10 protein-coding genes are annotated in these 12043 nt (G+C 62.0%); 7 read left to right on the plus strand and 3 right to left on the minus strand.

The genetic code is table 11. From position 1 onward, the window contains the following. Positions 1 to 62: 62 nt before the first annotated feature. A complete protein-coding gene (locus ABIB36_RS19890) occupies positions 63 to 1310 on the plus strand; it encodes a phosphodiester glycosidase family protein (RefSeq protein WP_354562666.1) in 1248 nt (415 codons plus the stop codon). A 17-nt stretch (positions 1311 to 1327) separates the two neighbouring features. Here the strand turns inward: ABIB36_RS19890 and ABIB36_RS19895 are convergent, their stop codons facing one another. Further along, positions 1328 to 2008 carry a response regulator transcription factor gene (locus ABIB36_RS19895; RefSeq protein ID WP_088943897.1) on the minus strand — a complete coding sequence of 227 codons (681 nt, stop codon included), beginning with the start codon at positions 2006 to 2008 and terminating at the stop codon, positions 1328 to 1330. A 105-nt stretch (positions 2009 to 2113) separates the two neighbouring features. Here ABIB36_RS19895 and ABIB36_RS19900 point away from each other — a divergent pair, with 105 nt between their 5' ends. Genes ABIB36_RS19900 through ABIB36_RS19910 form a run of 3 tightly spaced genes read left to right on the plus strand, consistent with a single transcriptional unit; the run spans position 2114 to position 4238 of the window. After that, the gene (locus tag ABIB36_RS19900) at positions 2114 to 2929 is read left to right on the plus strand and encodes a phosphatase PAP2 family protein (RefSeq protein ID WP_354562664.1); all 816 of its coding nucleotides are present in this window, start codon (positions 2114 to 2116) and stop codon (positions 2927 to 2929) included. A 41-nt stretch (positions 2930 to 2970) separates the two neighbouring features. Beyond that, positions 2971 to 3354: a BlaI/MecI/CopY family transcriptional regulator gene (locus ABIB36_RS19905; protein ID WP_354562662.1), complete on the plus strand. Its 384-nt coding sequence runs from the start codon at positions 2971 to 2973 to the stop codon at positions 3352 to 3354. After that, positions 3351 to 4238: a M56 family metallopeptidase gene (locus tag ABIB36_RS19910; protein WP_354562660.1), complete on the plus strand. Its 888-nt coding sequence runs from the start codon at positions 3351 to 3353 to the stop codon at positions 4236 to 4238. Before ABIB36_RS19905 ends, ABIB36_RS19910 begins: the two co-directional genes overlap by 4 nt. Positions 4239 to 4290: 52 nt before the next feature. Here the strand turns inward: ABIB36_RS19910 and ABIB36_RS19915 are convergent, their stop codons facing one another. Both ABIB36_RS19915 and ABIB36_RS19920 read right to left on the minus strand, forming a co-directional pair. Beyond that, complete coding sequence (locus ABIB36_RS19915) at positions 4291 to 4782, minus strand: DUF2231 domain-containing protein (RefSeq protein ID WP_354562658.1); 492 nt, start codon at positions 4780 to 4782, stop codon at positions 4291 to 4293. A 63-nt stretch (positions 4783 to 4845) separates the two neighbouring features. Continuing rightward, the gene (locus ABIB36_RS19920; protein WP_354562656.1) at positions 4846 to 9261 is read right to left on the minus strand and encodes a non-ribosomal peptide synthetase; all 4416 of its coding nucleotides are present in this window, start codon (positions 9259 to 9261) and stop codon (positions 4846 to 4848) included. A gap of 197 nt (positions 9262 to 9458) precedes the next feature. On the opposite strand from ABIB36_RS19920, the gene ABIB36_RS19925 reads away from it, so the two are divergent. From ABIB36_RS19925 to ABIB36_RS19935, 3 genes are read left to right on the plus strand one after another with little or no spacing between them, the layout of a single operon-like run. Further along, entirely contained in the window at positions 9459 to 10406 is a 948-nt protein-coding gene (locus ABIB36_RS19925; protein WP_354562654.1) for an ABC transporter ATP-binding protein, read from the plus strand. Further along, positions 10396 to 11172: an ABC transporter permease subunit gene (locus tag ABIB36_RS19930; protein WP_179142163.1), complete on the plus strand. Its 777-nt coding sequence runs from the start codon at positions 10396 to 10398 to the stop codon at positions 11170 to 11172. The genes ABIB36_RS19925 and ABIB36_RS19930 overlap by 11 nt, the downstream gene beginning before the upstream one ends. Positions 11173 to 11177: 5 nt before the next feature. Continuing rightward, positions 11178 to 12023 (plus strand): ABC transporter permease subunit, encoded by an 846-nt coding sequence (locus ABIB36_RS19935; RefSeq protein WP_354562651.1) that lies wholly within the window; start codon positions 11178 to 11180, stop codon positions 12021 to 12023. Positions 12024 to 12043: the final 20 nt, after the last annotated feature.

Genomic DNA, 12043 nt, shown 5'->3' on the forward strand with positions numbered 1-12043 from the left:
CCCTTCAGCTCCTCCCATGCATGATCGGGAGTACCGGATCACTTTCCTGTCAGGAGATGCTCATGCTCGCACCGACCCTGCCGACACCACCGGATGACGCTGCACCTTCGGGAATCGCGCGACGTGAGGTAAAGATCTGGAAGATGCTCTCGGTCGCTGCGTTGGTCGTACTCTCGCTTGCGTCGGTGTCGTATGTACGGGCGCTGATGGCACCGGGCTACGCGACGTGGAACGACAAGACCTCGTCGTGGATCCGTGACCACGGCGGCACCCCGGCCCTGAACCTCTACGAGAACTGGCGCTACGCGAGCCCACCCCCGGACACCCAACCCGATCTGACCCGACACGACTCGGCGAGAGCACAATCGGGCGGCAGTGTCACCTCGATCGGGACACTGCCGGTTCTGCCGGCTGTTGCCGGCGCACCTGCTCCGACCTGGATACCTGGACGCGCTGGAGCCGACGGAGTACCACTCGTCTATACCTCAGTGTTTCAGCCGGATCCGGCTCATCGCAGTGCTGTGGCCGGAGTTGCCATCGTCTCGGGTTCGGGGACGATCGCTCATCTCGTCGAAGGAAAGTCCCAGCCACTCATCGACAGCAACGCTGCCGCCGCGATACCCAGCGCACAGATACCCAACCTGGTGGCAGCGTTCAATTCCGGATGGAAAATGAAAGATGTTGCCGGTGGCTACTTCTCGAACGGAACCGCGCTGCACGGATTGCAGAACGGACAGGCCTCCGCCGTGATCGACGACGCAGGACACCTGCGTGTCATCGACTGGACGAGCGGTGCTGCGGTGAACCCGCACATCGTGGCCGTGCGACAGAATCTGGCGTTGATCGTCGATCGCGGAGCGGTTGCGGACGGTCTGCACTCCAACGGCGACAGCCGTTGGGGTAGTGCGAAGAATCAACTGCAGTACACCGAACGTTCGGCTCTGGGCACCACAGCCGGGGGTGATCTCGTCTATGTCGCGGCTTCGAAAGTCGACCTTCCCACGCTCGCGCAGGCTCTCCTCGACGCCGGAGCCGTGACCGGGATGGAACTCGACATCCATGGCGGACTGACCGAATTCAATTCCTGGGCAGTCGATCACGCCGGAACGCTGACACCGACGGCAGTGCTCCCCTCAGTCCAGCACAAGCCCGACCGCTACCTGGCACCGGACCAACGCGACTTCTTCTATCTCACGTTGGCATCGCAGACACCGAACCAGCGCTGGGCCTCCGCCAACGCCTCCGCCAACGCCTCCGCAACGATTCAAGCAGATGCGCAGACTGTGTCGATCACGTCGAGGGTGCGCTGATCCGCGGAGCGCATCTCTCAGTCGCTGGTGCCTGTTGCGAGTCGGTATCCGACTCCCCGTATTGTCTCGATACTCTTGCGGCCGAACGGCTGATCCACCTTCTTACGGAGGTAGCCGATATAGACCTCGACGATGTTCTCGTCCCCGTCGTAGTGCGCATCCCACACCGACCGGACGATCTCGGACTTGGTGACCACAACCCCACTGCGCCGCATCAGGAACTCGAGCACGCTGTACTCCCGTGGGGTGAGCGATAGTTCCGATCCCGCCCGCATGACGCGGTGCCGCGCCGGATCCAATTCCAAATCGCCGACGGTCAACACTGCAGGACGCTCCGGAGCACCTCGCCGCACCAGAGCCCGCAACCTGGCCACCAACACCACGAACGAAAATGGTTTGATCAGATAGTCATCCGCACCGAGATCGAACGCATCGGCCAAATCGTATTCACCGTCCTTGGCCGAGAGCATCAGGATCGGCGTCCACACACCCTGCGCCCGCAGATCCCGCACGATGTCGTAGCCATGCTTGCCCGGCAACATGATGTCGAGCACGAGTGCGTCGAATTCGCCGGAGACCGCGGTGTGGAACCCGTCGTCACCGTCGTGCTCGACCTCGACAGCGAAACCCTCGGCTACCAGACCGCGTCGCACCATCTCCGCAAGACGCACTTCGTCCTCGACCACCAGTACCCGCATCGACAACTCCATCTCTGTACGTCCCAAGAAGTACACCAGAACCAACAGGTGACCGGGGATTCGCTTTCAGCGGTTCTTCAGGATCACCTCTGCACACTGATGACCGTGCTCCTCTCCTCATCGATGTCCGCCGTGCATTCCACGGTCACCGAAGTATTCACCGAAGCCGCCTCCACCGACGTCGAAGCCGTCGGCCTCGCGATCGGCCTCGGTCTCGTCGTACTCGGGATAGTGCTCATGACACGCGAGAATGGAGTCCGCGCGGCGCTCTTCTCCGCGCTGGGCTGTGCCTTCGCTGTGCTGGTCCTGGCCGTCGCAGTACACAGCAACGGCGCTCTGACCGGCGCAGATGCACCCGTCGCCCAATGGTTCGTCGATCACCGAAGTTCCACCCTCGATCACCTGGCAATAGCCATCACCACCGCAGGTGGCCCGCCCGAAACAGCAGCATTGGGCATCCTCGTCGCGGTAGTGCTGATCTGGCGAACGAAGCGCTACGGCCCAGCGGTGGTATTGCTTGCGACGGTCGCCGCAGCATCGATTCTGTGCACTGCACTGAAATTGATCGTCGGCCGTGAGCGCCCACCGCTGTCGATGCAGCTGATGCTCGAAACCGATCATTCATTCCCGTCAGGGCACGTCACCGGCAGCGGAGCGCTGCTGTTGATGATCGCGCTGATCGTCAGCGCGCGACGCCCAGCGGTGGTACGCGTCCTGCTGCTCGGTATCGCATTGGCCCTCACCGTCGTTGTCGCCTGCACACGCATGTATCTCGGGGTCCACTGGCTCACCGACGTCTGCGCCGGCGCTCTCATCGCCGCCGGCATGGTCACCCTCGGGGGCTACGCGTTGCACCGACTCGACACCGCGACTACGGACGAATCCACACCGACCCGGCACGTCAGTCGGGTGACGCGATAGTGCCCTATCCTTGGGGCATATCAGTGAGTGAGGTGAATCCTGTGCGTAGAGCGTCCGGTCAGCTGGAAGAGTCCATCGTGCAGTTGCTCGGTGAGCATCGAGAGCTGTCCGTATCGGAGGCTCGCGCGCATCTGGACGCCGAACTCGCCCACACCACCGTGATGACTGCGCTGGTTCGGCTCCATGGCAAAGGTCTGGTCGAGCGGGACCGACGAGGCCGCTCGTTCGTCTACACCCTCAAAGCACCGGTAAGCGAGATTCCCGCGCTTCGTGCCGCGATGCGAATGAGAACCGAACTCGGCGAGCGGGACAAGCGTGCGGATGTGCTGGCAAGTTTCGTCGCATCGTTGGACCCCGAGGACGAGGCAACGCTGCGCAGTCTGCTCTCACCTGCTGCAGGCGATCTGGATGAGCGCGGGCAGTGACGCTACTCGTGTTCGTTGCCGCGCTCCCCTGGGTGGTGTCACTGGCGATTCGCCTGAACATCGAACATATCGATCGCCGGTTCACTCCGTCGACTGCGGTAGTGCTGTTTCCGATGCTCGCCGTCGTCACCGCATTCTCGATTGCCGCCTCGATGGTGGCAATTGCTGCAGTCCTGGTTTCTTCGACCAAGCCCTTCCTGATTGCGTTGGGTGTTGCACTTCTCGGGTGGGTTCTCTGGCGGTTCATCGAGGTGTCACGCCATCTTCGACGGGTTGCCGTCAGCTCCTCCATGGCGTCACGTTTCGGAGCCGAAGCCCGCACGCCAGGGGGAACAGTTCTCGTCGATTCCGCTGAGCCCGACGCTTTTGCCGTGCCATCCGGTGGCGGTGCTGTTGTGGTGACCACGGGCCTCGCCGAGGCTCTGTCCGATGCCGAATTGCGTGCGGTCATCGAACACGAACGTGCACATCTGCGATTTCGCCATGCTCTATGGATTCAGATGTGCGAGATCGCGTCCCAGTTCGATCCGGTACTGCGCCCGTTGGTAGTTCGGGTAAGACACGCCGCGGAACGTCAAGCAGATGAGTACTCTGCAACCTTCGGCCGGAATGTGACTGTGTCTGCGCTCGCGCGAACGGCTTTGCTCCGCACTCATCTCGAGAGGGATACGCAATCTCGGAAACTTGCAAGTACAGGTGGCGATGTCGTCCGTCGAGTGCGCGCTTTGACCGAGCCCCCGCCAGAGCGCCAGCGTTACGCAGTCCTCGTCGCAGGCCTTGTGGTGATAGCCGCATGCGCGTCGATCTCGATAGCGCTGTTCGACGTGGCGCAGGACGTCATCGTGCCGGAGGCCGGGGAAGCACCTTCGTCTGTTTTCCAATAACTCTGGCATTCAGCTCCACCGATGAGTACTTCGTACTCGCGCTGACTTCCCGTCACTCGCTGGGGCCATCTATCGCGGGGGCAGAAGTGAAGGCGTCATCCCACGCCGCACGCGCACCGGAATCTCCGATGCGATACACCTGGACGATCGTCGCCACCCCGACGACAACAGCCACAATCGCGACGGCAACCGATAGCCACCGCACCGGTGGCTTCTCGCGGCGTTCACGTAATTGTTGGAGTACCAGCAATGCCGCAACCACCACAGCACCGATTGCAAAGTAGAGCATGGTATCGCCGAGCCCAGCATGTGTCTCTACTGCTGCGGACTTGGGAACGCGCTTTTCCAACCACTCACCGGCATCCGTGGTGAGCGGTGTCAGCACCAGAATCAATACCGACAGGGCCGCAATGAGCCAGACGAATCTTCTACGCACCCCCGCCCACACACTGGCCGCGACGGCGAGAAGTGCAGTCAGAGGCGCGAGGACCACGATGAAGTGAATCAGCAGAATGTGGGCTGGTAGGCCGTTGATCGTGGACACTGGTTTTCCTACTTCCGGTTGCAGGCGCAAATGCACCACGTTTTACACGAATTGCATTGCTTCTCAGTCGAGTACACGGTTCCACTTCGCAGTCGAATCGGCGATGATGTCGCGCACGATCTTCTCGTATGCCCGCCCGAACTCTTCGACTGTTGCCACGTCGAACAAGGCCGTCGGATAGACGATCTCCACCCCGACCGCGACGACAAGTCCCGCTGCGTCCCGGCGTTCGATGATATGGACGTGCATATCGCATTTGGCGATATCCAGTGGACGTGGAGTTACCTCGAAATGGGCGTCCTCGACGTCGAACTTCGAGGTGGTGAAGATATCGAGGGACAAGACGACCTGAAAGAGCGGATGCACAGAATCGACGGGATTCTCGACGAGATCATCTGCGACGTCGACGAAGGGGGCGACTGCGTGGTCGAGTGCTCTCAGTTCGCTGGTGCGCGCCAGGGCAAGAACATCGTCGAACGTTCGCGCAGACGAGATGTTCGAGCGGATCGCAACCGTGTTGGTGAACATGCCTACGAGCTGTTCCAACTTCGGATCGTCTCGAGCCGCTACCGGAGTGCCGATGACGATATCGGTGGTCGCACTGAGCCGCGCCAGAAGGATCAGCAGTGCTGAACGCAGCACGGTGAATCGCCCTGTCCGGGCACGGTGGGCGACCTCATCCAGTCCGTCCACGACCGCGGAGTCGAATTCCAACGAAACTCGAGCACCGGAGAAATCCCACAGGTCCGGCCTCGGCCTATCCAGGGGTAAACCGATATCGACTGGTGCTCCATGCAACTCCTTGCGCCAGAATGCGATATCGGCGGCGATGGATCGAGCTGCGGCCCATACGCTGAAGTCCGAGTACTCCAGCGTCAGCTCTGTCCAATCAACAGTCTTGCCAGCGGCCCGGGCGCTATATGCGCGAACGAAGTCCGACGCCAACATGCCCAGTGACCAACCATCTGCGGCAATATGGTGCACAACGCACGCGAGCAGATGATGATCGAAAGCGAGCGAGAACAGCTGCACCCGGATGGGGCGCTCGGACCGAACATCGAAAGGCTCCGCAAGTACGGTATTCACCGCGTCAGCATCGAATGCAGTCGCACCGAGCGCTGGTCCGTCGAGATGGACAGCCTGTTCGATGACTTGCCTTGGGCCCCAATCCGAATCCGGATACACGGTCCGCAGGCTTCGATGTCGGACCGTCAGATCTGCGAGCGCTGCTTCCGCTGCGTCCGCGTCGAACGAGCCCGTGATGTCGATGGTGAACGGCAAGTTGTACAACGGAAGGCGTGCGCTGCGATCGATGTGGCGCTGCGCCGGAGCGAGCGGGATGACGACCGCACTATCCGAGAGACCACGCTCAGGACGAGACCGGTGCACCGGATCAAGGTCGGTGGCCCGGGCGTCCACCAGCGCGGACAGAGCACGGACCGAGGGTGCGTCGGTGAAGTCCCGGACGCCGATCTCCACGGTGGTGTCGGCGCGGACGAGAGCGAGAACTCTGGTGGCTGCCAGCGAATCGCCCCCCAGGTCGAAGAAGGACGTCTCGACGTCGACGTGGTCCGCACCGAGAATGCGCGCATACGCCGCCTCGATCGCAACTTCGGTGGCACCCGATGGCTCGACACTGCGTGTCTTCGGCTGAATCTGCGGCATCGGCACGGGCAGTGCTGCGCGGTCGAGCTTCCCGTTGACCGTCAGTGGGAGCGCGTCGAGAATCGACATTGTCGAAGGCACCATGTGTGCGGGCAACCGCTGCGCAATATCCAGTCGAATCTGCTGTGTATCGACGGCCTGCTCGACGGGCACGATATATCCGTCGATGCGCAGCCCACCATCGAGACCGTGACGCACGGTCGAGGACGCTGCGATGACCTGTGGATGCGCGCGCAGAGCGGCATCGATTTCTCCGAGTTCGACGCGATTGCCCCGGATCTTGATCTGATCGTCGGATCTGCCGAGAAATTCGAGGTTTCCATCCTCCAGGAGTCGTGCCAGGTCGCCACTACGGAAGAGTCGTGAACCATCGCCACCGAACGGGTTTGCGATGAAGCGGGTAGCAGTGTCGGCACTGCGGCGCAGGTATCCACGGGCCAGACCACGTGTCTCGATGAAGATCTCACCGGTGGCACCGGCGGGCACCGGGTGCAGGGTGCGGTCGAGGAGATAGATCTCCGCCCCCGTCATGGCCGCGCCGATCCCGATCGCCTCACCTGCGTGTAGCGGGTCGGTCATGGTGACACTGCATGTTGTTTCGGTCGGCCCGTATGCGTTGAGCAACCGCCGGTTCTGAGACCAGCAATCGACGATGTCCCGGTGGGCCGCCTCACCACCGATGATGATGGTCTCGATGCCGTTCGACTCCGATGGATCGAGAGTGGCCAGAGCCGAAGGTGTGATCAACAGATGGGTGATCGATTCGCGGGAAAGTAGTTCAGCGAGTTCGAGTCCGCCGTACACACCGGGTGGCGCGATCACGACCGTGACGCCGGAGATCGCGGCGGCCAGCAGTTCGACGACTGCGGTATCGAACCCCGGTGAGGCGAGATGACAGACGCGCGAGGAGGAGTCGAGGTGGTAACTGGCTCGAATGTGTTGTGTGAGTGCCCCGATCCCGTCATGAGTGACGATCACTCCCTTCGGCTTGCCGGTCGAGCCAGAGGTGTAGATGACGTATGCGGCGCTATGTGCCCTGTACTCGGCCGATACGACAGCAGCGGCGGATTGTGTCGGTTCGGGAGGATTGTCGATGTCGATCCACTGCACCTCCCCCAGTTCGGATTCGAGGTGCTCGAATGTACTCAGGCCGACCTTTGCTGCGCAGTCACCGAGGATGAAATCCGCTCGTTGCCGCGGGTAGTTCGGGTCGATGGGGACGTACACCGCACCCACTCGCGCTACTGCCCAGAACGCCGCCACTGCGGCGATCGATCGAGACGCGCGCACCACAACCATGTCCTCGGGGCCGACCCGGTGGTCGATCAATGCGCGGGCAAGGCGATCGACCTGAATGGACAATTCGGCATACGTGACGACACCGCTGTCGCGGACAGCAATCCGATCACCGTAGCGACGGACCGCCTCGTCGAATACTTCGATCAGCGAAGTCGAGCCCTCGGCAACGGCGCCGACGGACGCGGGCGAGGTTCGTGTTTCGTCGGGAAGGAAGAGCTCGAGATCCGTCACAGCGGTGTCTCCGCAGCCAGGTTCGGTGAAGCCGTCGAGAAAGTGCAAGAAGCGGCGGTGATATCGGGATAGATCACCGGGTGTGTACACACCCGGGTTCGCCTCGAAATCGATGCGCGGTTGCGTGGCCGTCCTACTCGGGTAGATGTTGACCGCGAGATCAGCGACCGGACCCGTCGTCACGATGTGGATCTGTCCGTCCAAATCACCGACCGCGATGTTGTTGGTGAACATCATCACGTTGATGGTGGGGCCGAATTGGCCGACGCGAAGTGGAGATCCGCTCACGGATGCGGTGGGCCTGCTGCGCTGATGGCGCAACACTCCGCTCAACGCTACTTCGGTCGATTTGACGACGCTGTCGACCGTGGCCGATCCGACCCCGGACAATCGCAGAGGGACCACATTCGACACCGAGGATCCAGCACGGCGTAGCAATGCGGTCGGCCTCGCCGACACCGGCAACGACAGGTGGACGTCATCGAAACCGGTCATGCGCGCCAGGAAAGCGGCGAACGCAGCGATCACCACACTCGATGTGGCGCGATCGCCGACCGACCACGAAACGGCCGAAGACGTCCGGTGCGCGTCGGTGTCCGCCCCGACCGTGATGGATATCGGTTCAGGCTGCATCGCCCGACGCAGAGTGACCGGAATCGATTCGGGTGCATCAGCATTCGCGGTTTCCCAAAACCGTCCATCACGCTCGAATCGGGAAGATATTCGATATCGTTCGTCCTCCTCGACCAGGGCGGCCGGGGAAGACAGGTGGAGAGGTTCCGGTTCCTTCCCCGCCCGGGAGGCCGAGTAGATCGCGGCGGCCCGCTCGAGTACTTTCATCGATGCGAACCCGTCGAGCGCGATGTGGTGGGCACGGGTGTACCAGAGCACATGGTCATCGGCGAGACGGAAGAGTCGCAACCGGACAAGTGGTCCATCCATCGATAGTGGGGATCGACAATCATTGTCCATCCATTGGAGCGCCGAGCTCAGTGCGCTCTCGTGAGCGCGGAGGTCGACAATCTCCGCGACGTCATGGATCTGTGTCGTGAATATCTGAGCAGGCCGTCCCTCGATGTCGATGATGCGCATGCTCGACGACGAGAATTCGAGGTGCGCTCTCGATCCACTGTCGAGTAGCGCATCCACGTCGACATTTCCGGTGATATCCACGTAGTAGGCGATGGTGAACGGAATATCCGGCATGAGCTGTTGGGCATACCAAATATCAGCTTGAGTCGAACTCAAGGGTAATGAGTCTTCGAGCACGGAGTCCTCCCGCATCAGCACCGAACTACTACATGGTGAGTAGTTTCAGGCTACATGCGTCGCGGATCGAGGCGGAAACACCCGCGCCGCGTCGAGTACGAGTGTGATCGGAATCGAAGAATCCGGTACCGGATTCTTCGTACACTGACTATCCGACGGAACGGCCGCAACAACGATCACCCACCGCTACTGCGAGGGACACGATGCCGAGGATGCCTGAGCAGCCTGCGATAAAGACCGATCGACTTACGAAGCAGTTCGGTGCCTTCACTGCGGTGCGCGATCTCGACCTGGAGGTCGACCGCGGTGAGGTCTTCGGCTTCCTCGGCCCCAACGGTGCTGGCAAGTCGACCACGATCCGCACACTCCTGGACCAGATCCGGCCCACCTCGGGCCGCGCACGGATCCTCGGGATGGACTCGCACAAGGACTCGTTGAAAATCCGGTCCGCGATCGGGTACGTGCCTGGGGACCTGGCCCTGTACCCCAAACTGACCGGGGCGGAAACGCTGCGGTACTTCGCCCGACTTCGCGGCGGGGTCGACCAGAAGTATGTCGATCAGCTCGCGGAGCGGCTGCAAGCAGACCTGTCGAAGAAGGTCGGTGACTACTCCACCGGCAATCGGCAGAAAATCGGGTTGATTCAGGCGTTCATGCACAAACCGGATCTACTGATCCTCGACGAGCCAACCGCGGGTCTGGACCCCCTGGTGCAGCGCGAGTTCAACACGATGCTGCACGAGGTACGCGAGGAGGGACGCACCGTGTTCCTGTCCTCGCACACCCTGTCCGAGGTCGAACGCGTCGCCGGACGGGTCGGCATCATCCGGGAAGGCCGGCTTGTCGCTGTCGAGCGTATTGCAGACCTGCAAGCGAAAGCGATCCGTCGTCTCGACATCGAGTTCGCAGAGCCAGTGTCGCCGGGACTGTTCGCGCAAGTGGACACCGTCCGTGAGGTCACCGTAGATGGCACCCACGCCACCGTGGCGTTCGACGGCCCGATCAACGGCATATTGGCGGCGGCGATGGCGCACGAGCTGGTCGATCTACATACCCGTGATGCCGACCTCGAGGAGATTTTCCTGGCCTACTACCGCGGCAGTTCCGAAGACGGAGACTCAGAAGACGGTGCGAAGAAGGATCCATCAGATGTCCGCTGACATCTTCACTCGCGAACTGACCGACCGCCGGATGCCCGTCGCCGCACTGGGCGTCGTGCTGGCACTCTTCGCATTCTTCGTGACCGGAATCAGCTCCGGGCTCGAGAACGTGATGACCGATCTGACGGACGCGATGCCCAAGGCAGTCACTGCGTTCATCCCGGCCGGACCGGGTGGCTATGCGATCGGAGAGCTGTTCAACCTGATCGCCCCGCTGGCCCTGATCGCGTACGCGGCGATCACCGCGGCGGCGGCAACCGCCGGGGAGGAGAAAGTCGGGACGATGGCGTTGCTCTCAGCCCAGCCGGTCGCCAGACGGTCGATCCTGGCACAGAAAGCTCTGGGAGTGGGCGCGGCGCTCGCTGCGGTAACGGTCGTGTTCGGCGCCGCTACGGTTCTGTCGGCAATACTGTTCGGCGTCGACGAGCTCACTCCCCGTCACATTGCGGCGGCGTGTCTGCATCTGTTTCTGCTCGCATTGCTGTTCGGGGCGATCACGCTGGCCGCGGGCGCAGTGGCCGGCGATCCCGGTGTAGCCGCCGGCGTCGGAGGCGGTCTCGCGGTGGCGGCGTGGGTGTCGAACTCGATGCTTCCGATCGCACATCTGGATGCGTGGGCTCGGATCAGCCCGTGGTACTACTACGTTTCCAGCGAGCCTCTGAGTCATGGCGTCGACCTGCCGCACGTCATCGTCCTCGCCGTACTCACCCTCGCCGCGTTGACAATCGCTGCCGTTGCATTCGACCGCCGTGATCTGAAGGGATGAACGCGATGACAACGATCTCAGACCACGCTGCCGTCGGATCGGCACGCTCCAGCGGTCTCCGCCAGATCCGAGCGGTGACCGCGCTGGCTCTGCACGACCGGTTGACCTTGGTGGGTATCGTGGCTACGGCGATGGTCGCGATGGGTGCTCTGACGGGGGCGCTATGGCCACCGCTGCAGGACGCACTGGTAGGCCTGCCCGCTGATTTCACGGACGCGATCGGCAAGGTACTCACCGGTGCGGACATGACGACTCCGGCGGGGTGGATGAATGCCGAAATGGTTTCGCTTGTCGTGCCTGGAGGATTGATCGCGGTTGCGATTCTCTCCGCATCCAAGGCGATTTGTGGGGAGGAGCAGACAAAAACCGTAGGTGTACTTATGTCGCTTCCATTGAGCCGCAGCGCTTTTCTTGCCGCTAAGACCGCCGCCATGATCGTGCACGTACTGCTTGCGACACTCGGCGTCGCAGCCGGCTTACTAATCGGGAATGTGATCGGCGGACTCGGAATCGACGCATCCGGCGTGTTCGGCACGTGCGCCCACAGCGCACTGTTGGCGATGGTATTCGGCGCGGTCGCGGTACTGATCGCCGCACTTACCGGCGACGGCCGGCTCGCCTCGACCATCCCGGCCGCACTTGCCGTACTGGCATTCGCGATCGACGCTTTCCTACCGTTGTCGGACTCACTCGTCGGCTTCACGAAGGTCAGTCCCTGGTACTACTTCGCAGGTAGCAACCCGCTGATCAACGGGGCCAACTACACTGATTTGACAATTCTTCTTGCTGCCGCGATCGTGTTGTGCGCCTGCGCGTTCCCCGCCTATCTCCGACGCGACCTTGTCGGCTGACGGTTGGGATGCTGAGCCTC

Origin of the sequence: Rhodococcus sp. UYP9, assembly GCF_040547235.1 — a bacterium.
Classification (GTDB): domain Bacteria; phylum Actinomycetota; class Actinomycetes; order Mycobacteriales; family Mycobacteriaceae; genus Rhodococcoides.